This is a genomic window from Pantoea anthophila, assembly GCF_026104315.1.
GTDB classification, from domain to species: domain Bacteria; phylum Pseudomonadota; class Gammaproteobacteria; order Enterobacterales; family Enterobacteriaceae; genus Pantoea; species Pantoea anthophila.
In genome coordinates this window covers 3,636,445-3,662,033 of sequence record NZ_CP110473.1, presented here as the reverse complement: position 1 = coordinate 3,662,033, position 25,589 = coordinate 3,636,445, and the positions used below count along the sequence as shown (strand labels likewise).

Annotated in this window: 24 protein-coding genes; 18 read left to right on the top strand and 6 right to left on the bottom strand. The window is 57.1% G+C overall.

Annotation, left to right across the window (positions count from 1 at the left end; genetic code table 11):
* The first annotated feature begins 38 nt into the window (after positions 1–38).
* The 3 genes from psiE to ubiA all read left to right on the top strand — a co-directional run bounded on the left by psiE (position 39) and on the right by ubiA (position 1,943).
* The gene (gene psiE / locus OJ965_RS19590) at positions 39–449 is read left to right on the top strand and encodes a phosphate-starvation-inducible protein PsiE (protein ID WP_009092619.1); all 411 of its coding nucleotides are present in this window, start codon (positions 39–41) and stop codon (positions 447–449) included.
* A gap of 86 nt (positions 450–535) precedes the next feature.
* Positions 536–1,048 (top strand): chorismate lyase, encoded by a 513-nt coding sequence (gene ubiC, locus OJ965_RS19585; RefSeq protein WP_058956993.1) that lies wholly within the window; start codon positions 536–538, stop codon positions 1,046–1,048.
* A 28-nt stretch (positions 1,049–1,076) separates the two neighbouring features.
* The gene (gene ubiA / locus OJ965_RS19580; RefSeq protein WP_009092617.1) at positions 1,077–1,943 is read left to right on the top strand and encodes a 4-hydroxybenzoate octaprenyltransferase; all 867 of its coding nucleotides are present in this window, start codon (positions 1,077–1,079) and stop codon (positions 1,941–1,943) included.
* A gap of 245 nt (positions 1,944–2,188) precedes the next feature.
* On the opposite strand, the gene plsB is transcribed toward ubiA, so the two are convergent.
* Positions 2,189–4,612, bottom strand: a complete 2,424-nt coding sequence (gene plsB / locus OJ965_RS19575) for a glycerol-3-phosphate 1-O-acyltransferase PlsB (RefSeq protein ID WP_154928693.1) — start codon at positions 4,610–4,612, stop codon at positions 2,189–2,191.
* Between the two features lie 127 nt (positions 4,613–4,739).
* On the opposite strand from plsB, the gene OJ965_RS19570 reads away from it, so the two are divergent.
* The 3 genes from OJ965_RS19570 to dinF all read left to right on the top strand — a co-directional run bounded on the left by OJ965_RS19570 (position 4,740) and on the right by dinF (position 7,251).
* Positions 4,740–5,108 carry a diacylglycerol kinase gene (locus tag OJ965_RS19570; RefSeq protein ID WP_009092615.1) on the top strand — a complete coding sequence of 123 codons (369 nt, stop codon included), beginning with the start codon at positions 4,740–4,742 and terminating at the stop codon, positions 5,106–5,108.
* Positions 5,109–5,213: 105 nt separating this feature from the next.
* Positions 5,214–5,828 (top strand): transcriptional repressor LexA, encoded by a 615-nt coding sequence (gene lexA, locus OJ965_RS19565; RefSeq protein WP_009092614.1) that lies wholly within the window; start codon positions 5,214–5,216, stop codon positions 5,826–5,828.
* Positions 5,829–5,928: 100 nt separating this feature from the next.
* Entirely contained in the window at positions 5,929–7,251 is a 1,323-nt protein-coding gene (dinF, locus tag OJ965_RS19560; RefSeq protein WP_265137524.1) for an MATE family efflux transporter DinF, read from the top strand.
* A 42-nt stretch (positions 7,252–7,293) separates the two neighbouring features.
* On the opposite strand, the gene zur is transcribed toward dinF, so the two are convergent.
* Positions 7,294–7,815, bottom strand: coding sequence for a zinc uptake transcriptional repressor Zur (zur, locus tag OJ965_RS19555; RefSeq protein ID WP_265137522.1), 522 nt, complete (start codon positions 7,813–7,815; stop codon positions 7,294–7,296).
* 450 nt (positions 7,816–8,265) lie between these two features.
* Between zur and OJ965_RS19550 the strand changes: the two genes are divergently transcribed.
* The 3 genes from OJ965_RS19550 to pspG all read left to right on the top strand — a co-directional run bounded on the left by OJ965_RS19550 (position 8,266) and on the right by pspG (position 11,055).
* Entirely contained in the window at positions 8,266–9,513 is a 1,248-nt protein-coding gene (locus tag OJ965_RS19550) for a conjugal transfer protein TraF (protein WP_140922788.1), read from the top strand.
* A 106-nt stretch (positions 9,514–9,619) separates the two neighbouring features.
* Positions 9,620–10,612: a tRNA dihydrouridine(20/20a) synthase DusA gene (gene dusA / locus OJ965_RS19545; RefSeq protein WP_009092610.1), complete on the top strand. Its 993-nt coding sequence runs from the start codon at positions 9,620–9,622 to the stop codon at positions 10,610–10,612.
* Positions 10,613–10,788: 176 nt separating this feature from the next.
* Complete coding sequence (gene pspG / locus OJ965_RS19540; RefSeq protein ID WP_009092609.1) at positions 10,789–11,055, top strand: envelope stress response protein PspG; 267 nt, start codon at positions 10,789–10,791, stop codon at positions 11,053–11,055.
* A 208-nt stretch (positions 11,056–11,263) separates the two neighbouring features.
* Here pspG and OJ965_RS19535 read toward each other — a convergent pair whose 3' ends face one another.
* Entirely contained in the window at positions 11,264–12,247 is a 984-nt protein-coding gene (locus tag OJ965_RS19535; RefSeq protein WP_009092608.1) for a quinone oxidoreductase, read from the bottom strand.
* A 96-nt stretch (positions 12,248–12,343) separates the two neighbouring features.
* On the opposite strand from OJ965_RS19535, the gene dnaB reads away from it, so the two are divergent.
* From dnaB to OJ965_RS19505, 6 genes are all read left to right on the top strand, one after another.
* On the top strand, positions 12,344–13,750 hold the full coding sequence (gene dnaB / locus OJ965_RS19530; protein ID WP_009092607.1) for a replicative DNA helicase: 1,407 nt from the start codon (positions 12,344–12,346) through the stop codon (positions 13,748–13,750).
* A gap of 129 nt (positions 13,751–13,879) precedes the next feature.
* Positions 13,880–14,359: an Lrp/AsnC family transcriptional regulator gene (locus tag OJ965_RS19525; RefSeq protein ID WP_111208872.1), complete on the top strand. Its 480-nt coding sequence runs from the start codon at positions 13,880–13,882 to the stop codon at positions 14,357–14,359.
* Positions 14,360–14,601: 242 nt separating this feature from the next.
* Positions 14,602–15,216 (top strand): YitT family protein, encoded by a 615-nt coding sequence (locus OJ965_RS19520; RefSeq protein ID WP_009092605.1) that lies wholly within the window; start codon positions 14,602–14,604, stop codon positions 15,214–15,216.
* 38 nt (positions 15,217–15,254) lie between these two features.
* Positions 15,255–16,448, top strand: coding sequence for an amino acid aminotransferase (locus OJ965_RS19515; RefSeq protein ID WP_009092604.1), 1,194 nt, complete (start codon positions 15,255–15,257; stop codon positions 16,446–16,448).
* Between the two features lie 119 nt (positions 16,449–16,567).
* Positions 16,568–16,987 carry a secondary thiamine-phosphate synthase enzyme YjbQ gene (locus OJ965_RS19510; RefSeq protein WP_009092603.1) on the top strand — a complete coding sequence of 140 codons (420 nt, stop codon included), beginning with the start codon at positions 16,568–16,570 and terminating at the stop codon, positions 16,985–16,987.
* The gene (locus OJ965_RS19505; protein ID WP_009092602.1) at positions 16,987–17,322 is read left to right on the top strand and encodes an MmcQ/YjbR family DNA-binding protein; all 336 of its coding nucleotides are present in this window, start codon (positions 16,987–16,989) and stop codon (positions 17,320–17,322) included. The genes OJ965_RS19510 and OJ965_RS19505 overlap by 1 nt, the downstream gene beginning before the upstream one ends.
* A gap of 38 nt (positions 17,323–17,360) precedes the next feature.
* Here the strand turns inward: OJ965_RS19505 and OJ965_RS19500 are convergent, their stop codons facing one another.
* Together OJ965_RS19500 and uvrA are read right to left on the bottom strand one after the other, a co-directional pair.
* A complete protein-coding gene (locus OJ965_RS19500; RefSeq protein WP_265137517.1) occupies positions 17,361–18,425 on the bottom strand; it encodes an NAD(P)-dependent alcohol dehydrogenase in 1,065 nt (354 codons plus the stop codon).
* A 234-nt stretch (positions 18,426–18,659) separates the two neighbouring features.
* Complete coding sequence (uvrA, locus tag OJ965_RS19495) at positions 18,660–21,488, bottom strand: excinuclease ABC subunit UvrA (protein WP_046101018.1); 2,829 nt, start codon at positions 21,486–21,488, stop codon at positions 18,660–18,662.
* A 224-nt stretch (positions 21,489–21,712) separates the two neighbouring features.
* On the opposite strand from uvrA, the gene ssb1 reads away from it, so the two are divergent.
* Entirely contained in the window at positions 21,713–22,255 is a 543-nt protein-coding gene (gene ssb1, locus OJ965_RS19490) for a single-stranded DNA-binding protein SSB1 (protein ID WP_009092599.1), read from the top strand.
* A 71-nt stretch (positions 22,256–22,326) separates the two neighbouring features.
* Here ssb1 and OJ965_RS19485 read toward each other — a convergent pair whose 3' ends face one another.
* Positions 22,327–22,848, bottom strand: a complete 522-nt coding sequence (locus OJ965_RS19485; protein ID WP_154928661.1) for an isochorismatase family protein — start codon at positions 22,846–22,848, stop codon at positions 22,327–22,329.
* A 122-nt stretch (positions 22,849–22,970) separates the two neighbouring features.
* On the opposite strand from OJ965_RS19485, the gene OJ965_RS19480 reads away from it, so the two are divergent.
* Both OJ965_RS19480 and OJ965_RS19475 read left to right on the top strand, forming a co-directional pair.
* On the top strand, positions 22,971–23,798 hold the full coding sequence (locus tag OJ965_RS19480; protein ID WP_009092597.1) for an AraC family transcriptional regulator: 828 nt from the start codon (positions 22,971–22,973) through the stop codon (positions 23,796–23,798).
* Between the two features lie 76 nt (positions 23,799–23,874).
* A complete protein-coding gene (locus tag OJ965_RS19475) occupies positions 23,875–24,834 on the top strand; it encodes a DMT family transporter (protein ID WP_265137516.1) in 960 nt (319 codons plus the stop codon).
* Positions 24,835–25,589 lie beyond the last annotated feature (755 nt).

The window sequence follows — 25,589 nt, the reverse complement described above, 5'->3', positions numbered from 1 at the left end:
TGATGATGCGCGCTGATAACTCCATTTTAAGGCGCAACATGAGTGACAAAAATCCTTTGGCCCGCCACCTTGCAACAGCACTGCAATGGGTGCTGAATGTGGGCCTGCTGAGTCTGGCGATCATCCTGATCGTCTTTTTAGGCAAAGAGACGATCCATCTGGCAAACGTGCTGTTTAATACCGGCGAGCAGGCCTCTTCCTATCTGCTGATTGAGGGAATCGTGATCTATTTCCTCTACTTCGAATTTATTGCCCTGATTGTGAAGTACTTTCAGTCCGGCTATCACTTTCCGCTGCGCTATTTTGTCTACATCGGCATTACGGCGATCATCCGCCTGATTATTGTCGACCACAAAAATCCCTTCGATACGCTCTGCTACTCGGCGGCGATACTGATGCTGGTCATTACGCTGTGGCTGGCAAACAGCAACCGGCTGAAACGCGAATAATTCACCTGCCGTCTGGTGCGACGGCAGGTGTTCGCATCGCGTCTCTGCGCTAAACTACCGACCTCAAAATTACCGGGAGTGGTGCTATGTCTCAAGACGCGCTCAGCTTATTAGGTGCGCTCAACTGGCTTTCTCCATCGCAGGCAGCCCTTGCGCCGCCGTTGCTCGACTGGCTGATGGAAGAGGATTCAATGACGCGCCGTTTTGAACAGCATTGTCAGCGGGTGACGGTTCAGCCATTGCGCGAAGGCTTTATCGACGCCAGCGAGTTGGGCGAGGAACGCGCCCTGTTGCCGGATGATGAACGCTTCTGGCTGCGTGAAGTGCTGCTGTTCGGCGACGATCAGCCCTGGCTGGCGGGTCGCACCCTGGTGCCGGAAAGCACGCTCAACGGACCTGAAGCGATGCTGCAGCAGCTGGGTACCCGTCCTCTGGGCCGCTATCTTTTCTCCTCTTCGACGCTGACCCGCGATTTTATTGAACCCGGACAGATTGATGCATTGTGGGGACGGCGGTCGCGTCTGCGCCTCTCCGGCAAGCCGCTGCTGCTGACTGAACTGTTTTTACCGGCATCGCCGCTCTATCGCGATCTGGTCTGAGGATTTTGTAGTGGAAAAGAGCTTAAGTATGAATAAATGGCGGGACTACAGCCGCCTGATGCGCATTGATAAACCGATCGGCACGCTGCTGCTGATGTGGCCCACGCTCTGGGCACTCTGGCTGGCTGACATGGCGATGCCGCCGTTACCGGTGCTGGTGGTGTTTGTGGCCGGGGTCTTTGTGATGCGGGCGGCGGGTTGTGTCATCAATGACTATGCCGATCGCAAAGTGGATGGTCACGTTGAGCGCACCCGACATCGGCCGCTGGCCAGCGGCGCGGTGAGTGCCAGAGAAGCGAAGCTGCTGTTTGTGATTCTGGGGCTGGTGGCTTTTGCGCTGGTGCTGACCATGAACCTGATGACCATCATGCTTTCCGTGGTGGGGCTGGCGCTGGCCTGGGTCTATCCCTTTATGAAGCGCTATACCCATCTGCCGCAGGTCGTACTGGGGGCCGCATTTGGCTGGGCGATCCCCATGGCCTGGTGTGCAGTTAGTGAGTCCTTACCTCTGGTCTGCTGGCTGGTGTTCATTGCCAACATCTGCTGGACGGTTGCTTACGATACGCAGTATGCGATGGTGGACAGGGACGATGACCTGAAGATTGGGGTGAAGTCGACCGCCATTTTATTTGGTCGCTTCGACAAGCTGATTATTGGTCTGCTGCAACTGGCGACCCTGCTGCTGATGGCGTCGGTGGGGACGATGCTGCACCTGAACAGCGCCTTCTACTGGACGCTGCTGCTGGCTGCCGCCCTGTTTGTTTATCAGCAGAAGCTGATAGCCGGGCGCGAACGTCAGCCCTGTTTCCAGGCTTTCCTCAATAACAACTATGTCGGGATGGTGCTGTTCCTCGGCATTTTAATGAATACGCCGCCGTTCACTCAGCTGTTCTGACTGGAAAGGCAGCCTGTCATAGCGGGAAGACCGCGCCTGCGCAGGGGACAGGGCCAGATCGGAAAGACGCAAAAGCTGTCATCCATGACGGCTCGGCCCGCGCCTTCCCTGGCGCGGGACGCTTTCCTCTTCTGTCCCTGTCCCCTGCGCGTCAGGTTCTTCGTTGCTGTAAGAAGCCTGCCAGACAGCCCTGTGCGACATAAAAAAGGCGACCCTGAGGTCGCCTTTTTTGCTTTACGCGGGTATCAGTCGTGCGCGACAGCCGTTTCAATGGTCATCCGGACATCGCTGGTCACCAGGTCAGCCAGGATGTGCCAGGTGGCCTGGGTCTGCGCCACATCCGCATCTCCGCTGTCACTGATATAGCCTTCATCACGCAGCGTCAGTACCAGTGAGGTAAAGACCGCTTTGTCGAAGAACTCCGGGGCGTTGATACCGTGCAGCACGGAGAGACGTTGTGCCAGCGTCCGGCTCTCTTTCTCCAGCGTGCCGCGGTTAATCGTCGGCTTGGCGCTGAGAATCGAGAAGGTAATGGCATAACGCTGCAGCGTTTCACGCACACCGGCGGCCAGCAGTTGCAGCGTGCGATAGCGCGCTGCGGTAAAGCGCAGTTCACCGGCCTCAAGCGTAATCAGACCCTGACGCGCCAGCTCCTGACTCAGTTCAGTCAGCAGTTGCGGCAGCTCATCCCTCTCCCAGCGCAGGAAGAGCTCGCTCTTCAGCATCGGATAGATCAGGCTGACCTGACGCAGCAGTTCCGCTTCGCTCAGCGTCTGGTGTTGCTGAACAATGGCGGCAATCAGCGATGGCATCACCAGCATGTGATGAATGTTGTTGCGGTAATAGGTCATCAGCACCGCCTGCTCACGCGGCAGAATGATGATGTCGCCAATGCTGTCCTTTTCACTCTCAAACTTGTTCATGCCCAGGGCGTGATCCAGCAGCGCTTCCGCAGAGAGATCGGGCAGGGTCGCATTCGGCGAGTAAGGCACATTGCGCAGCAACTGGGTATAGCACTCCAGCTGTTCAATCAACTGTTCGCGGGTAAGTGAGCGCTGACGTGAGGCAAGCAGGGCCGTAACACAGAGGTTCATGGCGTTAGCCGCGCCGGCTTCATTGATCCGCACCATCACGCGAGCCGCAATATCGTTCACGGTCGGGGTCAGCCAGCCAGGACGCTGTGGCTCAATCGGATCGATCGAGTCACGCCATTCCGGCACGCGCTTGTTGAGATAGTTAACCAGCGGCAGCGGTTCGCCAAAGTTAACGTAACCCTGACCGAGATTGCGCAGCTTACGCAGGCCACGCACCATCTGCATGAAGCCCTCTTTCTCTTTTGCCGCGCCGCGCAGCTCTTTGGCGTAAGTACCCACTTCCATCACATGCTCATATCCGATGTAGATCGGCACCAGCGTGATGGGACGATTGCCGCCGCGCAGCATCGCCTGCAGCGTCATGGCTAACGTGCCGGTTTTCGGGTCCAGCAGACGGCCCGTGCGTGAACGGCCACCTTCGACAAAGTACTCAACCGAGTAACCCCGGGTGAACAGCTCACCGAGGTATTCGCGGAATACCGTGGCATACAGCTTGTTGCCTTTAAAGGTGCGACGGATAAAGAAGGCGCCCAGACGACGGAAGATCGGACCGGCTGGCCAGAAGTTGAGGTTGATGCCTGCTGCGATGTGCGGCGGCACCAGGCCCTGATGATAGAGCACGTAGGAGAGCAGCAGATAATCCATGTGGCTGCGGTGGCAGGGCACGTAGACAATCTCATGACCATCCTGCGCCAGCTGGCGCACTTTTTCGCCGCCATTAACGTTGATGCCCTGATAGAGACGGCTCCAGAGCCAGCCCATCACCCGGTCAGTGACGCGAATCGCTTCATAGGAGAAGTTCGCCGCAATCTCTTCCATCATCTCGACGGCATTCTGCTGCGCTTTCTCATGGGAGATTTTTTTGCTGCGCGCCTCATCTTCTACTGCTTTTTCAATCGCTTTGGATTGCAGCAGGCGATTAAACAGATCCTGACGGGCCGGTAAACGCGGGCCAATCGCAGCCAGCCGCTGACGGGCAAAATGGATACGCGCGACGCGGGCCAGCTTCTGCGCGATCGACTTATCTGTCCCATGTTCCGTGGCCATACGCCGCAGCGACACGGTCGGCGAGAAGCGGACAAAGCTGTCGCGCCCATGCCAGATGACCGCAAAGAACTTCTGCACGCCGTTCAGCACCCGCAGGTGTGGTGTGGCTTCGCCCTGGACTTCACGTCCCGGTGCGCGGCCAAACATCACGGTGACGGGCAGCATCTGAATATCCAGCGTGGGATTATTGCGATGCAGGTCCAGGTAATCGTGGAAAATTTTCACCGATTCCACGCTGGGTACAAAATAGGGGAAGACGCGCGGGCCATCGTGGATAAAGACGTGGCGAGGCAGCAGGGAACCATCAATCTCCAGTGGAGAGAGCGGATCGGGCAGATGATGCCGCAGACACTGCGCGCGCAAAGTCAGTAAGTCAGCCTTCGAATCGTAAGGCAAAACATACATAATAGGTCGGGTCGGATCCAGACCATGTTCAGACACGGGATCGGCCGGAATGGCCTTACTCTTTACCAGAAACGAGAGTGGTAAATTAAGCAATTTATAATAAAGTTTACGCCAACCTGACATAGACAACATGAAGCCTCTTGTTAGCAAAGCGCCGCAAGCATACCAGAAAGTGCAGCGAAGATCTGTGGTGGTGCCAAATGCACGCAGCCCAGACATTGACGTCAATCCGATAAAAGGGTTCCCACACATGGCAAATAATGCCACCGGACTTATCAGAATAGTAAAAGCCGCCGGTTACTCCTGGCAGGGGCTGCGTGCCGCGTGGCAACATGAAGCGGCGTTTCGTCAGGAAGCCCTGGCTGCGCTGGCGGCGATCATTATCGCGTGCTGGCTGGACGTTGATGTGATCTCGCGCATCCTTATGATTGGGTCGGTGGTGCTGGTGGTCATCGTCGAAATCCTCAATAGCGCCATTGAAGCGGTGGTCGATCGCATCGGGCAGGAGCATCATCCGCTGGCGGGCCGGGCAAAAGATATGGGTTCGGCAGCGGTACTGCTGGCTATCTTACTGGCCCTGTTTGTCTGGATCGCGCTGCTCTGGACACATTTGCGATAAACCTTCCATAACGCGGCTCAGGCCGCGTTTTCCCTGACAATCGGTTTTCATTTCGCCAATACCTGTATATACTCACAGCGACTGTATAAACAACCAGGGGGCGGGATGAAAGCATTAACCAGCAGGCAGCAGCAGGTCTATGACCTGATTCGCGACCATATTACTTCAACAGGCATGCCGCCTACGCGTGCCGAGATTGCCGCGCAGCTGGGTTTCCGTTCGCCAAACGCGGCAGAAGAGCATCTGAAAGCGCTGGCGCGCAAAGGCGTCATTGAGATTGTCTCCGGCGCATCGCGCGGCATCCGTCTGTTAATGGAAGAAGAAGCCTCAGAAGGCATACCGCTGATTGGCCGGGTTGCTGCCGGTGAGCCCATCATGGCGCAGGAACATATCGAGACGCATTACAAAGTCGATCCGGGCCTGTTCAAACCTTCGGCGGATTTCCTGCTGCGCGTCAGCGGAATGTCGATGAAAGATATCGGGATTATGGACGGCGACCTGCTCGCGGTGCATAAAACGCAGGATGTGCGCAATGGCCAGGTCGTGGTGGCCCGCATTGACGATGAAGTGACGGTGAAACGCTGGAAAAAGCAGGGTGCTATCGTGCATCTGCTGCCTGAAAACAGCGACTTCGACCCGATTGTTGTCGATACGCGCGCCCAGTCGCTGACCGTGGAAGGTCTGGCCGTGGGTGTCGTACGCAACGGCGAATGGCTCTGATTCTGACGCCTGCGTGCATTCGCCTTTTCTGGTGCTATTCTGTCTGCCCTGATTTTGTCGCTGCCGCCTCTGCGCAGCGACACTGAGCACGGAATGGCGAATGCGCTTTATCACGGCAACCGATAAAAATCTCTGGCGGCTCGCGCTGCCCATGATCCTGTCAAATATCACCGTTCCCTTACTGGGCGTGGTCGATACGGCAGTGATTGGTCATCTCGACAGCCCCGTCTATCTTGGCGGGGTCGCGGTCGGGACGACCGTCACCAGCTTCCTCTTTATGCTGCTGCTTTTCCTTCGCATGAGCACCACGGGCCTGACGGCACAGGCCTTCGGGGCAGGCGACAAAGCGGCGCTGGCACGCGCCCTGGTCCAGCCGCTGATCATGGCGTTGCTGGCAGGTCTGCTGTTTGTCGCGCTGCGTTACCCCATTATTCAGCTGGCCACCCATCTGGTTGGCGGCGATCCTCTGGTACTGGCACAGGCCGGACTGTTTATTCAGATCCGCTGGCTCAGTGCGCCTGCCACGCTGGCGAACCTGGTGATTCTGGGCTGGCTGCTGGGCGTGCAGTATGCGCGTGCGCCGGTGATCCTGCTGGTGGTGGGGAACCTGGTGAATATCGTGCTCGACCTCTGGCTGGTCATGGGGCTGCACTGGGGCGTTGCGGGGGCAGCCACCGCCACGGCACTGGCGGAATATATCACGCTGGGCGTCGGTGGCATGATGGTCTGGCGGGTTCTGAAGCTGCGCGGCATTCCGTTCAGCCTGCTGAAACAGAGCTGGCGCGGTGACAGCGCCCGGCTGCTGCGCCTCAACCGGGACATTATGCTGCGCTCTCTTATGCTGCAGCTCTGTTTCGCCTCGCTGACCGTGCTGGGCGCCAGGCTGGGGCCGGAGGTGGTCGCGGTGAATGCCGTATTACTGATGTTCATTACCTTTACCGCCTACGCGCTCGATGGTTTTGCCTATGCCGTCGAAGCGTTTGCAGGCGAAGCGCATGGCGCAAAAGATGGCAGCAAACTGCTGCGCGTCTGGCACTCTGCCTGCCGACAGGCGGCGGCGGTGGCGCTCTTCTTCTCGCTGGTTTATGCCTTTACCGGCCCGCAAATCGTGATGCTGCTGACCTCTCTGCAGACAGTGCAGCAGGCGGCCGACCGCTATCTGGTCTGGCAGGTGATCATGCCGCTGATCGGCGTCTGGTGTTATCTGCTGGATGGGATGTTTATCGGCGCAACGCGCGGACGTGAGATGCGTAACAGCATGGTAGTGGCAGCCGCAGGCTATTTTCTGACGCTGCTGAGCGTGCCGGTGCTGGGCAATCACGGTTTATGGCTAGCGGTAACGGTTTTCCTGGCGCTGCGCGGCCTCTCACTGTGGCTCATCTGGCGCAGGCACTGGCGTCAGCACAGCTGGTTTGCGGCCTGAGCAGGCAGATCGTTTCTTGTCCGATAGTGATTGTTCCGCCGCTTATCCCCGTCGTCCGCGCTTTTTACCCTCATCCTGATGGTCATGTCCGCAGTTTTCGTGCTGCGTGCAGGCGTCTGCTTCCGCGCAGTTTTCGCATAAGCCATGGGCTTCGATCACACTGTGACGCAGGGCAAACTGCGCTTCACCCGCCAGCGTGGCGATAATCTTTTCCACGCCATGCGCCTGCTTCTCGGTGACGGCGGCGCAGCGGTCACAGACCAGCATGACTGACGTATGAGCCGGCGCCTCGAAATGGTGACACATCACGTAGCTGTTGTTGGACTCCACCCGATGCACAAAACCCTGCTCCAGCAGGAAGTCGAGCGCACGATAAACCGTGGGAGGTTTGGCCTGAGGTTCGCTGATTCGGAGCTGATCCAGCAGGTCGTAGGCACTGATTGAGCCCGGCTGTTCCGCCATCAGACGCAACACTTCAGCGCGCTGCGAAGTCAGACGCACACCACGTTGCAGGCACATTTTTTCGGCCTGAATCAAAATTTGCTGCGACGTCATGGTAGTCATGAAAATTCTCCGCTGAATAAGTGATGTTATTTTATCACATAACCTGTCAGGGTGCTGAAGCGCGTTTCTGTCTGTTAAAACAGCACAATTAGCCTGAAAAAACAGCGCCTGTGGAATTTTCGCTCCTCTCTATCTCAAATCTGACGAAAAAACCGATCCACCTGTAAATCAACCGGAGCAGAATTTTTTGTCCTTTTGCTTTGCATCTCACTGAGTTAAGAAGTAATGTTCAGAAAGACTTAATAAAAGTCTGACATTATTTGAAATTAGCCGGTCCGCTTTTAATAATTACACGCTAATTCTGGTCGTAAAACGTCCAATCCTTTGAATTAAGACACTGTTTCCTTTGAATTCACAGCAATAACGCGTTAGCCAGGGTTCACAATAGGGCTGACAAACTATTCAGTTGTTGAATGTATCAACGACACTTTCTCAGGTGATGGCAGGCAAATGGTGAAAAAATCCGCTCAACGCTCAGCGCTGATCTGTTCCGCTGCAGCGACCGCGCTTTTCCTTTCTTCTTCCGCCATGGCGGCAGGGACCTGGTATGATGCACGTAATGACGCCATGGGCGGCACCGGCGTGGCATCTTCTGTTTATGGCTCTGCAGTGCTGGCGAACCCGGCATTAATGACGCGTGCTAAATCTGACGATAATGTCAGCATTATTATTCCTTCAGCAGGCATTCAGGTAACGGACAAAGATAAGCTGATCGATAAAGTCGATGATATTACCGACACCGTGGATCGTTACCGCACGGTGCTGGGTAACCTCACACCAGCGGATTTCTTCCGTGCTAACTCTGAACTGCGTGCGGCCTCAGGCGATGTGGCAGATAAGCTCAGCGATTTGCGCGGTAACAAAGCCGACGGCAGTGCGGGTGCGGCCATAGCTGTTACGATCCCCAATGAAACGCTGCCTTTCGCCTTTATCGCCAAAGCCTACGGAACGGCACACGTCCGCGCCAACGTGGTCCAGAGTGATATTAACTATCTGCGTAGTATAGAAAACGGGGCGATTCCTCTTCCGGGCGATCAGAATAACCTTCGCTCCAGTGCGAACGGCTTAGCGGCGCTGGTTACCGATTATGGTGTGGCGGTGGCGCATGAGTTCACTGTCGCCGGTCAGCCGGTGTCGGTGGGCGTGACGCCAAAAGTGCAGAAAACCTGGCTCTATAACTACACTGCGAGCATCTATAACTACGACAAAAATGACATCAACAACAGTCAGTATCGCAGCACCGACACCGGCTTTAACGTTGATGCCGGTCTGGCGACCACCTTTGCTGAAAACTGGACGCTGGGGGTGACCGGACAGAACCTGGTTTCACGCGATCTGCAGACCCGGGAGGTTAACGGGTTCCGCGACACCTACCAGATTCGCCCGCTGGTCACCACCGGCCTGTCCTGGGATAAAGGTCCGTTTACCGTGACCGGCGATGTGGATCTCACGGAAACCAAACGCTTCAAAACTCAGGATAACAGCCAGTATGCGGCAGTGGGTGCGGAGTACCGCGTACTTGACTGGCTGCAGCTGCGCGCGGGTTATCGGGCGGACATGCGGTCTAACGACGAAAATGTGGCCACGGCAGGTTTTGGTCTGTCACCGTTTAACAAAGCTGTCCATCTGGATCTGGCTGGCTCCGTCGGTGCTAACAATACCTGGGGCGCGATGATGCAGCTGGGCTTTAACTTCTAAGCGGGTTATTCCGGCTCTCCGGGGGCGGGCGATGCACTATCGCCCGCCCTTGTGTTATCCTTGCACAGAATTCCATCACCCTTAATTACCGGATTGTCTGCGCTACATGGCTACTTTTTCTTCGCAACGCTTCTCCATCGCCCCTATGCTCGACTGGACCGATCGGCACTGTCGCTATTTTCATCGTCAGCTGACCGGCGACACCCTGCTCTACACCGAAATGGTGACGACCGGCGCGATCATTCATGGCAAAGGGGATTATCTGGCTTACAGTGACGCTGAACACCCGGTTGCATTGCAGCTGGGCGGAAGCGATCCGGCGGCGCTGGCGCAGTGCGCGAAGCTGGCGGAGCAGCGCGGCTACGATGAGATCAACCTGAACGTCGGCTGTCCCTCTGATCGGGTGCAGAATGGCCGTTTCGGTGCGTGCCTGATGGCCGAAGCCACTCTGGTCGCAGATGCCGTGAAAGCGATGCGCGACGTGGTGTCGATTCCGGTCACGGTGAAAACCCGTATCGGGATTGATGAGCTGGACAGCTATGCCTTCCTGACCGACTTTATCGGCACGGTGGCGGGCCGCGGCGAGTGCGAGACATTTATCATCCATGCGCGCAAAGCCTGGCTCTCCGGCCTCAGCCCCAAAGAGAACCGCGAAATCCCCCCGCTGGATTATCCCCGCGTCTACCAGCTGAAGCGCGATTTCCCGCATCTGACGATTGCGCTCAATGGCGGCGTGAAAACGCTGGAAGAGGCACAGGCGCATCTGGAGCATCTTGACGGCGTGATGATGGGCCGCGAAGCCTATCAGAACCCCGGCATTCTGGCGCAGGTCGACCAGCAGCTGTTCGGGCGTCAGCATCCGGCGGCTAACCCGGTTGAGGTGGTACGCGCCATGTATCCCTATATTGAAGCGGAACTGGCGAAGGGCACCTATCTGGGCCACGTCACGCGCCATATGCTGGGACTCTTCCAGGGCATTCCGGGCGCACGCCAGTGGCGACGCCATCTGAGTGAAAATGCGCATAAGCCGGGGGCGGATGTCCGCGTTCTGGAAGCGGCGCTGGCGCTGGTGGCGGATAAGATTCCACAGGAAGCCTGATCCGCTCACGTCGCAGAAAACCAGCCTTCGGGCTGGTTTTTTTTACGCCATCATCTGGTCTTTTTCACCAGGTTATCTCACACTCCCTTCCCGAAAACCACGACTATTCAATGGGTTACCTGTTGGCACGCTTTTTGTAACTGTCCTGGTATGAAAGTGGTTAAAGGAGTCCTGACGTGGAAATTTTATTTGTATTGGGGTTTTTCCTGATGCTGTTGCTGACCGGCGTGTCGCTGCTGGGCGTGCTGGCAGCACTGGTGGTCGCCACCCTGGTGATGTTTGTCGGCGGGTTGTTTGCACTTGTTATCAAAGTGTTACCGTGGCTGGTGCTGGCCGTGATCGCGGTCTGGCTGCATCGCGCCTTCTTTGGCGACAGCGAGGCGCGGGCACGACGTAAGCTAAGACGTAAGATCAACAGGTTAGACCGGAAAAGCTGGCGATAATTGCGGGAGTGATCACAGAGTGAGAGATTGCAAAGCCGCAATCTGCAATTAAACATATTTTTTACTTATGTTTTCTGGCAGGATGGCTTTTGTCAACGCGATGTGCCATCGACGCGACAGAAATTCATCGCCGCTGTCCCTACACCAGCGCGAACAAAAAATAAAAAAGAGAAGGGCTTCCTGCGGGAAGCCCTTTTTGTTTGTCCGGTCAGGGGATCAGCAGGCAGGAACCCTGCGTGGCACGGCTCTCCAGAATCTGATGCGCTTTGCTGGCCTCTTTCAGCGCAAACTTCTGCTGCTCCGGTACCTCCACCCTGATTGCGCCGCTTGCCAGCAGCGAGAAGAGTTCGGCGCTGGCCGTTTCCAGCTCCTGGCGGTTGGTGATGTAGCCAAACAGCGAAGGGCGGGTAACAAACAGCGAGCCTTTCTTATTCAGAATGCCGAGGTCGATGCCGGTTACCGGCCCGGACGCGTTACCGAAACTGACCATCAGCCCGTGACGGCGCAGGGAATCCAGCGACGCTTCCCAGGTATCTTTGCCGACAGAGTCATACACCACACCCACTTTTTTCCCGTCGGTCAGCTCGCTGACGCGCGCGGCAATATTCTCTTCACGATAGTTGATGGTCGCCCAGGCCCCGGCGTTTCTGGCGATGGTTGCTTTTTCCGCAGAGCCGACCGTGCCAATCAGGTGTGCGCCCAGTGCTTTTGCCCACTGACAGGCGATTAAACCGACGCCGCCTGCGGCGGCATGAAACAGGAAGGTCTCGCCGGCGCTGATTTTATAGGTCTGCCGCAGCAGATACTGCGTGGTCAGCCCTTTCAGATAGCTGGCGGCACCCTGTTCAAAGCTGATCGCCTCCGGGAGATGCATCAGGCGATCTTCGGCCACGTTATGAAGTTCGCTGTAGGCCCCCATTGACGCCAGGCAGTAGACCACGCGATCGCCGGGTTTAAACAGGGTGACGCCGCGGCCCACCCGCGACACCACGCCTGCGGCTTCCGTACCCAGCCCCGAAGGAAACGCCGCCACCGGATAGAGGCCGCTGCGCACATAGGTGTCGATGTAATTAATCCCGATCGCGCGGTGTTCCACCTGCACTTCATGTTCAGCCGGGTCAGCCGGGTCAAAATCCGTCCACGTTAACACTTCCGGTCCGCCGTGCGCGCTGAACTGAATACGCTTTGCCATTCTGACTCCTGTGATTGTTTCATCATGAGGGTGAGGCACGCACCCCAACTAAGGTATACTTGCGCGTCCCCACAGAAGATCGGTAATGCATTCACTATGGCAGGAAATAAACCCACCAACAAATCGAACGAAACGCAGGATCGCCAGCTGGCTGGCGTGAAAATGCCCCCGCATTCGCTGGAAGCGGAGCAGTCGGTGCTCGGTGGGTTAATGCTGGATAACGAGCGCTGGGATAACGTCTCTGAGCGCGTCGTCGCGAATGATTTTTTCAACCGCTCGCACCGGCTGATTTTTTCAGAGATGCAGCGGTTGCTGGAAAACAGCAAACCCATTGACCTGATTACGCTCTCCGAGTCACTGGAAACCCGTGGCGAACTGGAGATGGCGGGGGGGTTCGCCTACCTGGCTGAGCTGGCGAAAAACACCCCGAGTGCAGCGAACATCGGCGCCTATGCCGATATCGTGCGCGAACGTGCGGTCGTACGCGAGATGATCTCCGTTGCCAACGAGATCGCCGATGCCGGTTATGATCCGCAGGGGCGGAACAGCGAAGAGCTGCTCGACTTTGCGGAATCGAACGTCTTCAAGATTGCCGAAGCGCGCGCAGATAAAGATGCCGGGCCGAAAAACATCGAGCAGATTCTGGAATCGACCGTCTCCCGTATTGAGTCGCTCTATCAGACCCCGCACGATGGCGTCACCGGCGTCGACACCGGCTATCAGGATCTGAATAAAAAGACCGCTGGCCTGCAGGGTTCAGACCTGATCATCGTCGCCGCCCGTCCTTCGATGGGTAAAACCACCTTTGCGATGAACCTGTGTGAAAACGCCGCGATGCTGCAGGATAAGCCGGTGCTGATTTTCAGTCTGGAGATGCCCAGCGAGCAGATCATGATGCGTATGCTGGCCTCGCTTTCCCGCGTCGACCAGACCCGCATCCGAACCGGCCAGCTCGATGATGAGGACTGGGCCCGTATCTCCGGCACCATGGGTATCCTGCTGGAGAAGAAGAATATGTACATCGATGACTCTTCCGGCCTGACCCCCACTGAAGTGCGTTCGCGCGCCCGGCGTATCTACCGTGAAAACGGCGGATTGAGCCTGATCATGATCGACTACCTGCAGCTGATGCGCGTGCCGTCGCTGTCGGACAACCGAACGCTGGAGATTGCGGAGATCTCCCGCTCGCTCAAGGCGCTGGCCAAAGAGCTTAATGTGCCGGTGGTCGCGCTGTCGCAGCTTAACCGCTCACTGGAGCAGCGTGCCGATAAGCGTCCGGTTAACTCGGATCTGCGTGAATCGGGATCGATCGAGCAGGATGCGGATTTGATCATGTTCATCTATCGTGACGAGGTCTATCACGAGAACAGCGATCTCAAAGGGATCGCCGAGATCATCCTGGGTAAACAGCGTAACGGTCCAATCGGTACGGTGCGGCTGACGTTTAACGGTCAGTGGTCACGCTTCGACAACTACGCCGGCCCGCAATACGACGACGAATAATCTGCGCTTTGTGCTGTCATGCACGATCTGTGCATGACAGCTCCCATCATCAGAAAATAGTGTTGGACAACCTCTCCGGTTATCGGGTTATCTGTAACAAAGCGACGCCTCTCACGCTGTGGAAACGGAATGACTCACGTAGACGATTACGACCTGAAAATCCTGACTTTATTACAAGCTAACGGCCGTCTTACTAACCAGGAACTCAGCGACCTGGTTGGCCTCTCCGCCTCGCAATGTTCCCGCCGCCGCATCAATCTGGAACAGGCCAATCTGATTCTGGGTTATCACGCCCGGCTCTCGCCCGATGCCATCGGGCTGGGGATGGTGGGGCTGATAGAGGTACGTTTAATCAACCACACCACCGAATATGTGGAGAGCTTTCACCGCATGGTGGAGCAGGAAGAGGCGATTGTCGACGCCTACAAAACCACCGGTGACGCTGACTATCTGCTTAAAGTGGCGGTGGCCGATCTTAACTCCCTCAGTGCACTTATCAGCCAGTTAGTGGCGGGCCATCAGAGCGTGTCCCACGTCAAAACCTCCGTGGTGCTGGGGCGCATGAAAGAGAATGGCCTGATGATGTTGCCTGCGAGCAAAACGCGCTAAAAAGGTGCGTGCTGTGCGTTTTTGGTGCAGACTGGCGACCATAAACGCAAAGAATACGCATCGTAACGGGATTTCGCGCATGGAGTGACGGTTTTGACCGGAAGGTATGCACGAAATCCTGTTATAAAGCCCCTTAGATATCAACGGGATATCACCAGCCTCCGGCCAGCAGCCGAATGAGGCTGCGGCAATGGTGCGTTTTTTGCATTGCAACCGCATCATTTGCACTGAGACAACCCCCCATGGATAACATCGCAGAACCCTCCCGCGTCCCGCATTCACGTATTGAAGATGCGCTGGCGATGGTGCTGGGCACCCTGATGGTTTCGTTCGGCGTCATTATGCTGAAACAGGCGGGTGCCCTTACGGGCGGCACTGCCGGTATTGCCTTTCTGCTGAGCTACCTCTCTCCGCTCTCCTTTGGCAGCGCATTTTTCCTGATCAACCTGCCGTTTTACTGGCTGGCGGTAAAACGCATGGGCTGGGAATTTACCCTGAAAACCTTCTGTGCCGTCGGGCTGGTGTCGCTGTTTACGCAGCTGCACCCGCTGTTCGTTCACTTTTCCGATCTCAATCCGTTCTATGCGACACTGTTCGGTAACGTCATCATGGGGATCGGGTTTATAGTGTTGTTTCGTCATAAGGCGAGCCTGGGCGGCATCAATATTCTGGCGCTGTGGCTACAGGATCGCGTTGGGATCCGCGCGGGTAAACTGCAGATGGCGGTTGACACCTGCGTCGTGCTGGCGTCCCTGTTTGTGGTCAGTGGCCCCATCCTGCTGGCCTCCATTGCAGGAGCCGTGATCCTCAATCTGATTATTGCAATGAACCACCGTCCGGGACGCTATCGGGTTTAGCCCTCTTTACCTCTGGACCAATCATGGAGACCTACACCGTGTTTCAAAACGTTGATGCCTATGCGGGCGATCCGATTCTGTCGTTGATGGAAGCCTTTAAACAAGATCCGCGCGAACACAAAGTTAACCTGAGCATCGGGCTTTACTACGACGAGCAGAACATTATCCCGCAGCTGAAGGCCGTAGCGGCTGCTGAAGAGCAGCTCAATGCCGAGCCAAAGCAGGCATCGCTCTATCTGCCCATGGAAGGCCTGAACAGCTACCGCAACGCGATCGCGCCGCTGCTGTTTGGTGCCGACCATCCGGTGCTGCAGGCGGGTCGTATCGCCTCGATTCAGACGCTGGGGGGATCGGGTGCGCTGAAAGTCGGGGCAGACTTCCTTAAGCGTTACTTCCCGCAGTCGGCCGTCTGGGTCAGCGATCCCACCTGGGAAAACCATATCGCGATTTTTAATGGCGCAGGTTTTGAGGTGAAGAGCTACCCCTGGTATGACGCCGAAACCCACGGTGTGCGTTTTGATGCCTTTATCCATACCCTGAAAACGCTGCCAGCGCAGAGCATCGTGTTACTGCATCCCTGCTGCCATAACCCGACCGGCGCTGACCTGACCAATGCACAGTGGGATGAGACCATTGAGGTACTGAAAGCACAGCAGCTGATTCCTTTCCTGGATATCGCCTATCAGGGCTTTGGTGAAGGCATGCAGCAGGATGCTTATGCGCTGCGCGCCGTCGCGGCTGCGGGCCTGCCGGCACTGGTCAGCAACTCTTTCTCTAAAATCTTCTCGCTCTATGGCGAGCGCGTAGGCGGGCTCTCTGTCGTCTGTGACAGCGCCGAAGAGTCAGCGCGCGTGCTGGGCCAGCTGAAAGCGACCGTTCGTCGCAACTACTCCAGCCCGCCGAATTTCGGTGCGCAGGTCGTGGCCCGCGTCCTCAACGACGACGCGCTGAAAGCGAGCTGGCTGGACGAAGTGGAGACGATGCGTCTGCGCATTCTCGCGATGCGCGAATCACTGGTCGGGGTGCTGAGCACGGCACTGCCGGGCAAAAATTTCGACTACCTGCTGAAGCAACGCGGCATGTTCAGCTACACCGGCCTGAGCGTGCAGCAGGTTGACCGCCTGCGCAATGAGTTCGGCATCTACCTGGTGGGCAGTGGCCGCATGTGTGTGGCCGGTCTGAACAGCAAAAATGTGCATCAGGTGGCGGAAGCCTTTGCCGCGGTGATGTAACGGCACGTCTGCTGTGAACAAACCGCCCGCCTCGCGCTGGCGGTTTTTTTATGGCTCAGGGTTTACCTTTCGGCGACATGCTGCACACTTAAACGGGGTAACCGTTTCAGGAATAAGCTATGTGGCATCAACAGACTATTACGCTGAGCGCGAAGCCGCGCGGCTTTCATCTCATCACCGATGAGATCACCGACTCGCTCTCCGGATTGCGTGATATCAAAACCGGTCTGCTGCATCTGCTGTTGCAGCATACGTCGGCGTCATTAACCTTAAATGAAAATTGCGATCCGACGGTGCGCAGCGATATGGAGCAGCATTTCCTGCGGCACGTGCCGGAGAATGCGCCTTATCAGCACGACTACGAAGGACGTGATGACATGCCGGCGCACATTAAATCCTCGACCCTGGGCGTGTCGCTCTTGCTGCCGGTTCAGCGGGGACGCCTGGTTCTGGGGACCTGGCAGGGTATCTGGCTGGGCGAGCATCGCATTGAGGGCGGTGCCAGGCGGATTGTCGCCACTTTACAAGGGGAATCGTGATGAATCACTCAGACTTACTGACCTATTGCATGAGCAAGCCGGGCGCAGAGCAGAGCGTCCACAGTGACTGGAAGGCCACGCAGATTAAAAGCAACGGCGTGCTGTTTGCGATGGTACATGAGGTAAAAGGGCGGCCTGCGGTTTCGCTGAAATCGACGCCTGCACTGGCAGAGCTGCTGCGCGAAGAGCATAGCGACATTATTCCCAGCGAGCATCTGAATAAATCACACTGGAGCACGCTGTTCCTGGATGGGTCGCTGAAGGATTCGCAGATCTACTATCTGGTCGATGCCTCCTTCCAGCAGGTTGACGCCGCGCGCCAGGCCGCGCTTTAACACCCTCCTGCCTGAGCAGGAGGGTGCAGGCGACCCGATCAGGCAGCCGACTGCTCGCGCAGGGTGTTGATATCGATAACAAAGCGATATTTCACATCGCTTTTCAGCATGCGCTCATAGGCTTCGTTGATCTGATCCATCGCGATCAGTTCGATGTCCGAGGTGATGCCGTGCTCGCCACAGAAATCGAGCATCTCCTGCGTTTCTGCGATACCGCCAATCAGTGAACCGGCGATGCTGCGACGTTTGAAGATCAGGTTAAACACCTGCGGAGCCGGGTGATCGTGCTCAGGTGCGCCGACCAGCGTCATATTGCCATCCAGCTTCAGCAGGGTGATGAAGGGGTTAAGGTCGTGCTGAGCGGCAACGGTGTTCAGGATAAAGTCGAAGCTGTTGGCGTGCTGCGCCATCTGCTCTGGATCTTTGGAGATCACCACCTCATCGGCGCCCAGGCGTTTGCCATCCTCGATTTTGGATGGCGAGGTGGTGAACAGCACCACATGCGCACCCATTGCGTGAGCAATTTTCACGCCCATGTGCCCCAGGCCACCCAGGCCTACGATACCGACTTTTTTGCCGGGGCCGACATTCCAGTGGCGCAGCGGCGAGTAGGTCGTGATACCGGCACACAGCAGCGGCGCGACGCCCGCCAGATCCAGGTTTTCCGGAATGCGCAGCACAAAGCTCTCATCCACAACCATCGCCGTTGAGTAGCCGCCGTAGGTGATCGCACCGGTCTCGCGGTCTTCACCGTTGTAGGTGCCGACAAAACCGTTTTCACAATATTGCTCCAGCCCCTGCTGACAGCTCGGGCAACTGCGGCACGAATCCACCATGCAGCCTACGCCAACCAGATCGCCGACTTTGTATTTCTGCGTATGTGGGCCCACCGCGGTGACGCGACCCACAATTTCATGCCCCGGAACCACAGGGAAAATCGTGTTTTTCCACTCATTGCGGGCCTGATGCAGGTCTGAGTGGCAGACGCCACAGAACAGCACCTCAAGCTGAACGTCATGGGCGCGCAGCTCACGCGGCTTATAATCGAACGGTGCCAGTTTGGATTTTGCATCCTGAGCAGCATACGCATGCGTAATATTCATGGTGTCTCCAGTTTCGATGTGTCGTGAGTGTTTTCTGATGAAGTGCAGCAGCGCAGTGGTGCTGCAAAAAACAGGGCGACGCCAGGGGCGTGCCAAAGAGGAACCGCTTAAGGATAGTCAGCGTGGGGAAAGGCGTATATGCCTATACATGTCTGAATCTTGCCTGATTCTGCATTTTTCTGGCTGAACCGGCAGCAGAAATAAGCAGGCCCGCACGGGGCGGGCCTGGCATCATTACTTCTGTAACAGGGGCTTCAGGAAGCGCGCGGTATGCGATTTCTCACACTCCGCCACGGTCTCCGGCGTGCCGGCAATCAGGATTTCGCCGCCGCCGCTGCCGCCTTCCGGGCCAAGGTCGACAATCCAGTCAGCGGTTTTCACCACGTCGAGGTTGTGCTCAATCACCACGATCGTGTTGCCCTGGTCGCGCAGCTGATGCAGGACCTCCAGCAGCTGCTGAATATCGGCAAAGTGCAGGCCGGTGGTCGGCTCATCAAGAATGTAGAGCGTCTGACCGGTGCCACGCTTCGACAGTTCACGTGCCAGCTTCACGCGCTGAGCTTCACCACCGGAGAGGGTGGTGGCGGACTGGCCGAGACGAATGTAGGAGAGACCCACATCCATCAGCGTCTGCAACTTACGCGCCAGCGCCGGAACCGCATCAAAGAACTCACGCGCCTCTTCGATGGTCATCTCCAGCACCTCGTGAATGCTCTTGCCTTTGTACTTCACTTCCAGCGTTTCACGGTTATAGCGTTTGCCTTTGCACTGATCGCACGGCACATAGATGTCCGGCAGGAAGTGCATTTCGACTTTCAGCACGCCATCGCCCTGACAGGCTTCACAGCGTCCGCCGCGCACGTTAAAGCTGAAACGACCCGGCGTGTAACCGCGTGACCGCGCTTCCGGCACGCCAGCAAAGAGTTCACGCACCGGGGTGAAGATGCCGGTGTAGGTCGCCGGGTTGGAGCGCGGCGTGCGGCCAATCGGACTCTGGTCGATGTCGATGACTTTGTCGAAGTGCTCCAGTCCCGCCACGTCGCGGTAAGGGGCTGGCTCTGCGATGGTGGCACCGTTCAGCGCCCGCTGCGCAATCGGGAACAGCGTATCGTTAATCAGGGTCGATTTACCGGAGCCGGAGACACCGGTGATGCAGGTGAACAGACCCACCGGCAGCGTCAGCGTGACATCCTTGAGGTTATTGCCGCGCGCGCCGGTAATCTTCAGCACCTTCGATGGATCGCCCTTCACCCGCGCCTCCGGCACGGCGATTTCACGCTTGCCGCTCAGGAACTGGCCCGTCAGGGACGCTTCCTGCGCCATGATCTCATCCACGGTGCCTTCTGCCACTACCTGGCCGCCATGCACGCCTGCACCCGGACCAATGTCGATCACGTGGTCGGCGGCACGAATCGCATCTTCATCGTGCTCAACCACAATCACGGTGTTACCGAGATCGCGCAGGTGGATCAGGGTGCCGAGCAGACGCTCGTTATCGCGCTGATGCAGGCCGATTGACGGCTCGTCCAGCACATACATGACGCCCACCAGACCGGCACCGATCTGGCTCGCCAGACGGATACGCTGCGCCTCACCACCGGAAAGGGTTTCAGCGGAACGTGACATCGACAGGTAGTTCAGGCCGACGTTCACCAGGAAGCTCAGGCGATCGCTAATCTCTTTCAGCACCTTTTCGGCGATCTGCGCACGCTGGCCGCTGAGCTTCAGATTTTCAAAGAAGGACATCGCGTGACCGATGCTCATCTCAGAGATGGTCGGCAGCGTGGTATCTTCGACAAAGACATGGCGCGCTTCGCGACGCAGACGGGTGCCTTCACAGCTCGCACAGGCGCGGTTGCTGATGAACTTCGCCAGCTCTTCGCGCACCGCTGAGGATTCGGTCTCTTTGTAGCGACGCTCCATGTTGTTGAGCACGCCTTCAAACGGATGACGGCGAACCGAGGTGTCGCCACGGTCGTTGATGTACTTAAATTCGATGCTCTCTTTGCCAGAGCCGTACAGGATCACTTTCTGCACGTTGTCGGGCAGGCTGCCGAACGGCGCTTCAATATCAAAACTGAGATGGTCCGCCAGCGAACGCAGCATCTGGAAATAGTAAAAGTTGCGGCGATCCCAGCCACGGATTGCGCCACCTGCCAGAGAGAGCTCAGGGTTCTGCACCACGCGATCCGGATCGAAATATTGCTGTACGCCCAGGCCATCGCAGGTCGGACAGGCGCCTGCCGGGTTGTTAAAGGAGAACAGGCGCGGCTCCAGCTCACTCATGCTGTAACCACAAATCGGGCAGGCGAAGTTCGCGGAGAAGAGCAGCTCTTCGGCCTCGCTGTCATCCATGTCTGCCACGATCGCCGTGCCGCCTGAGAGCTCCAGGGTTGTCTCAAAGGACTCGGCCAGACGCGTCGCCAGATCGTCACGCACTTTAAAGCGGTCAATCACCACTTCGATGGTGTGCTTCTTCTGCAGCTCCAGTTTCGGCGGGTCAGACAGGTCGCACACTTCGCCGTCGATACGCGCGCGGATGTAGCCCTGCGTCGCCAGATTTTCCAGCGTTTTGGTGTGCTCACCCTTGCGGTCTTTCACCACCGGTGCCAGCAGCATCAGACGGCGGCCTTCCGGCTGAGCCAGAACCTGATCGACCATCTGGCTCACGGTCTGCGCCGCCAGCGGTACGTTGTGGTCCGGGCAGCGCGGTTCGCCCACGCGGGCAAACAGCAGACGCAGGTAGTCGTGGATCTCGGTGATGGTTCCCACCGTCGAGCGCGGGTTATGCGAGGTGGATTTCTGTTCAATAGAGATGGCGGGCGACAGACCTTCGATATGATCGACGTCCGGCTTCTCCATTAACGAAAGAAACTGGCGCGCATACGCAGAGAGCGACTCCACATAGCGGCGCTGACCTTCCGCATACAGCGTATCAAACGCCAGTGAGGATTTACCGGAGCCTGACAGGCCGGTCACCACAATGAGTTTGTCGCGTGGGATGGTCAGGTTAATGTTTTTCAAATTATGGGTGCGGGCACCACGAACTTCGATCTTATCCATTCACCTTTCCCGGATTAGCAGCACTCACCGCGCCTTGCCGACACGGCCAGAATAAACGTGTCATTATGGCACAAAAAATAGACTGAATAAATATCCAGTACTCTGTGGTCCGGACGTGCGAAGGATTAAAACCGGAACGCGGCTCGAAAGTGGGAAACAGTGAGCAGGACGTGTTAGAATTGATGGATTAGACTGAATGCATTAACTCATCGGGAGACAGCAACATGGCCAGTCGTGGCGTTAACAAAGTGATTCTTGTCGGGAATCTGGGTCAGGATCCGGAAGTACGTTATATGCCAAATGGTGGCGCTGTTGCCAACATTACGCTGGCTACGTCGGAGAGCTGGCGTGATAAGCAGACCGGTGAAAACAAAGAGATCACCGAGTGGCACCGTGTGGTGCTGTTTGGCAAACTGGCTGAAGTCGCGGGTGAATATCTGCGTAAAGGCTCTCAGGTTTACATCGAAGGTCAGCTGCGCACCCGTAAATGGCAGGATCAGGGTGGCCAGGAACGTTACACCACTGAAGTCGTGGTTAACGTCGGCGGCACCATGCAGATGCTGGGCGGCCGTCAGCAGGGCGGTAATGCCGGTGCAGGCGCGCAGGGTGGTGGCAACAACAATGGCTGGGGCCAGCCGCAGCAGCCGCAGGGCAACAACAATCAGTTCAGCGGCGGCGCGCAGTCCCGTCCGCAGCAGCCGCAGAGTGCGCCTGCCAGCAACAACAACGAACCGCCAATGGATTTTGACGACGATATTCCGTTCTGATTCATCTGGCCTGACGCGTTTAAAAAGCCCGCTATGCGGGCTTTTTTATGCGCGGCCCCGGCTGACCGGGGCTATGACCATTCCGCCAGCACGGCATCCGTGCTCAGCACGCGCGGCACGTTGCCAGGGATCAGCAGCGAGGCCCACACCTCGTTGTGCTGATTAATCAGCGCTTCGGCCCCGACCCAGCGGCGATCGGCGGTGGTGTGCGCATCCGCCGCCACGGTAATCGCATAGCCCGCACTGGCCCCTGTTTTAATCGTGGTATCCAGACAGTAGTCGGTCGCACAGCCGCACACCACAAACGCCTCCACCTCCAGACGCTTTAACAGCGCGGCCAGCTCTGTCTGCCAGAAGCTGTCGCAGGCCGTTTTCGTCACGTAATGCGCGCCCGCAGGCTGAACCAGTTCCGGCAGCAGATCAAAGCTGGGGTTGCCCTCGCACATCGTGCCTTCACGATGCTGAATAAAGAGGACGATATCGGCACGCCCGGTCAGCCGGTTGATCCGGTCAACCCGGCCTGCCTTATCGAAACGTGGTGTGCTGAACACGCCGTTCTGCATATCAATGACGATGACGACTCGCTGTGCCATGCTGACTCCCTCAGAATGAGAAAAAAACAGTGTTACCTGCGGCGCGGCGGATAGCAATCTTTTGCATTTTCCCCCCGGTCGCAGGCATGCTAATCCGACATCGGATAAATAAGGAGAGAGAAGTGGAAGGTGTTCCGGCTGTTTTTCCCTGTGAAAAAGACCGCGCACAGTTTCAGCAACCGGCCGCGTTGCCCGGTGTGGAACTCTATCAGGCTCACATCTCCCGCTACGCTTTTGAACCCCATACCCATGAAGCCTTTGGCATTGGCACGATTGAGGCGGGTGCGCAGCGTTTTCGCTATCGCGGCACCGAATATACCGCGCCGGTGAACTCGCTGGTGACCATGAATCCGGATGAGCTGCATACCGGTGAGTCAGCCTGTGACGAGGGCTGGCGCTATCAGATGATCTACATTCAGCCGCAGCTGATGGATGAACTGACCGGCGATCGCGGCTGGTGGTTTAACGAGGCGCTGCTGACCGATCCGCGCATCGCGCAGCCGCTCTCCCGCACGCTGGCCGCACTCTGGCAGGCGGAGTCCGGACTGGCGCGCCAGAGTCTGCTTTCCGAACTGCTGTTGCAGATTCGCCCGCTGGCGCGGATGTCGTCACCGGGCAGGCCCGAGGGAGGGCATCGCTTTGATCAGGTGCGTGATTTTCTGCGGGCAAATCTGGCGGAACCGGTGCGGCTGGAGGAGCTGGCGGCGCTGGCCTCGCTGTCGCCGTGGCACTTCTTACGCGCTTTCCGCCAGCACTATCACGTCACGCCGCATCAGATGCTGATGGCTTTCCGCCTCTATGATGCCAAACAGCGACTGGCACAGGGCGAAGCCGCTGCCAGTGTCGCAGCGGCCGTCGGGTTAACCGATCAGGCTCATCTGACCCGCGCCTTTGCTAACCGCTATGGCATTACGCCTGGCCGCTATCAGAAACAGGTGCGCCAGCCCTGACACAACCGCAATCTGCTACAAGCCTTCCCCCTTCACTCCCGCCACACTGTGAAAAAAAGTTATATGGGAAAAAGTCATGTTTGCTGGTGTTATGTTTGCCATTACCGCGGGGCTGATGTGGGGGCTGATCTTTGTCGGGCCGCTGCTGGTGCCTGACTACCCTGGTGCACTGCAGTCGGCGGGACGTTATGTGGCGTTCGGGCTGATTGCGCTGCCGCTGGCCTGGCACGATCGCCGCCGGCTGCGCCTGCTGGGGCGGGCTGACTGGCGCGAGGCAGTGAAACTCTCGCTGGTGGGTAACCTCTTCTATTATGCGTTTCTGGCCAATGCCATTCAGCGCACCGGCGCGCCGGTCTCCACCATGATTATCGGCACACTGCCGGTGGTGATCGCCGTTACCGCCAATCTCTGTTACGGCCATCTTGAAGGACGTCTGCCCTGGCGGCGGCTTTTTCCGGCGCTGGTGATGATGGCGGCCGGGTTGCTCTGCGTCAATGCAGCGGAGTTGCGGAGCCAGGGCGCAACGCTGGATCTTAGTCGTTACCTGACCGGCATCGTGCTGGCACTGCTGGCGGTGGTCTGCTGGACCTGGTATCCGCTGCGCAATGCCCGCTGGCTGCGCACTCATCCCGCACTGCGACCCTCGACCTGGGCGACGGCGCAGGGGCTGGTGACGCTGCCGATGGCGTTGACCCTGTATGCGCTGGTCAGCGTTCAGATCGCCTGGCAACAGCCTGATTTCCCGCTGCCGTTCGGGCCACATCCGTCAGTGTTTATCTCTCTGATGCTGGCGATTGGCCTGCTCTGCTCCTGGCTCGGCAGCCTGTGCTGGAACGCAGCCAGCCAGCGTCTGCCCACGGTACTGATGGGGCCGCTGATTGTTTTTGAGATCCTGTTCGGTCTGCTATGGACTTTTCTCTGGCATCAACGCTGGCCACCCCTGCTCACCGTTATCGGCATTGCCTGTCTGATGGCTGGCGTACTGTGGGCAATGCGTATCAAACCACAGCCGCGGGTGGTTGCCCTCAGCGGATAACCCACACCGATCTCTGGAATAAACTGGCCGTGCGAAGCCCGCTTTGCCCGGCTTTTTAAGACAAAACCCTATCCCGATTTGTACTCTGTCCGACAGATTTTTGCCGCGAAATCGATTTCATGCGATGCGAAGGGGGAAAATCTCGTCGTGTTAACCCCTGCCATCCACCCCCGGTCAGCAAAAAAACGGCACTTTTCACCCGCTGAAGGCGGATCGTTTACCGCCGGGATGCAATTTCCTGCACAGATAGCGCCCATAAATCAGGAAAAAAAGCGCAGCATTATGGACGTTACGCTTTTCTCCGCCGCATTTTATTGGATTGTGACCCTGAGTTATGCCCGCTAAAAACCACTATTAACTTCATTCCACATTCAATGAGTAAGAAAATTCCGCCGCTGCGTTTTTAATTAAAGATTAATCTGTGGCATCAATGATGCGCAATGAAGAGAGTGAAAAGATAGCCACATAACGTTAGTGATAAGGAGCAATAAACTATTTATGCCGGATTAATCCTGGAGAAACTATTGCGGAAAAGGCACGCAAAGGAATTAAAGCGTAACCGCAAAAAGTTTGGGTTAGGGCCAGGATTAACTTAAAAGAAGTGTGATTATTTTTCGTTCTAAGTTTAAAGCGTCTTAATGTTATCCAGACGCTTTGGTAGTGGGGTTTAGCAGCACTTAACAAAAAAAAAGGAGGCCCAATCCCGCTAAAACGAGATTGGGAGGGGAAAAATCGGCGTAGAATGCGAGACTTTT

Coding starts and splice junctions, on each gene's coding strand:
- OJ965_RS19500 (WP_265137517.1), bottom strand. CDS start 18,425: ATGAATATTACGCATGCGTATGCTGCTCAGGATGCAAAATCCAAACTG.
- OJ965_RS19520 (WP_009092605.1), top strand. CDS start 14,602: ATGGATAACATCGCAGAACCCTCCCGCGTCCCGCATTCACGTATTGAA.
- OJ965_RS19550 (WP_140922788.1), top strand. CDS start 8,266: ATGGTGAAAAAATCCGCTCAACGCTCAGCGCTGATCTGTTCCGCTGCA.
- dusA (WP_009092610.1), top strand. CDS start 9,620: ATGGCTACTTTTTCTTCGCAACGCTTCTCCATCGCCCCTATGCTCGAC.
- dnaB (WP_009092607.1), top strand. CDS start 12,344: ATGGCAGGAAATAAACCCACCAACAAATCGAACGAAACGCAGGATCGC.
- ssb1 (WP_009092599.1), top strand. CDS start 21,713: ATGGCCAGTCGTGGCGTTAACAAAGTGATTCTTGTCGGGAATCTGGGT.
- OJ965_RS19570 (WP_009092615.1), top strand. CDS start 4,740: ATGGCAAATAATGCCACCGGACTTATCAGAATAGTAAAAGCCGCCGGT.
- dinF (WP_265137524.1), top strand. CDS start 5,929: ATGCGCTTTATCACGGCAACCGATAAAAATCTCTGGCGGCTCGCGCTG.
- zur (WP_265137522.1), bottom strand. CDS start 7,815: ATGACTACCATGACGTCGCAGCAAATTTTGATTCAGGCCGAAAAAATG.
- uvrA (WP_046101018.1), bottom strand. CDS start 21,488: ATGGATAAGATCGAAGTTCGTGGTGCCCGCACCCATAATTTGAAAAAC.
- OJ965_RS19505 (WP_009092602.1), top strand. CDS start 16,987: ATGAATCACTCAGACTTACTGACCTATTGCATGAGCAAGCCGGGCGCA.
- OJ965_RS19485 (WP_154928661.1), bottom strand. CDS start 22,848: ATGGCACAGCGAGTCGTCATCGTCATTGATATGCAGAACGGCGTGTTC.
- ubiC (WP_058956993.1), top strand. CDS start 536: ATGTCTCAAGACGCGCTCAGCTTATTAGGTGCGCTCAACTGGCTTTCT.
- lexA (WP_009092614.1), top strand. CDS start 5,214: ATGAAAGCATTAACCAGCAGGCAGCAGCAGGTCTATGACCTGATTCGC.
- OJ965_RS19535 (WP_009092608.1), bottom strand. CDS start 12,247: ATGGCAAAGCGTATTCAGTTCAGCGCGCACGGCGGACCGGAAGTGTTA.
- OJ965_RS19525 (WP_111208872.1), top strand. CDS start 13,880: ATGACTCACGTAGACGATTACGACCTGAAAATCCTGACTTTATTACAA.
- OJ965_RS19510 (WP_009092603.1), top strand. CDS start 16,568: ATGTGGCATCAACAGACTATTACGCTGAGCGCGAAGCCGCGCGGCTTT.
- plsB (WP_154928693.1), bottom strand. CDS start 4,612: ATGTCAGGTTGGCGTAAACTTTATTATAAATTGCTTAATTTACCACTC.
- ubiA (WP_009092617.1), top strand. CDS start 1,077: ATGAATAAATGGCGGGACTACAGCCGCCTGATGCGCATTGATAAACCG.
- OJ965_RS19475 (WP_265137516.1), top strand. CDS start 23,875: ATGTTTGCTGGTGTTATGTTTGCCATTACCGCGGGGCTGATGTGGGGG.
- psiE (WP_009092619.1), top strand. CDS start 39: ATGAGTGACAAAAATCCTTTGGCCCGCCACCTTGCAACAGCACTGCAA.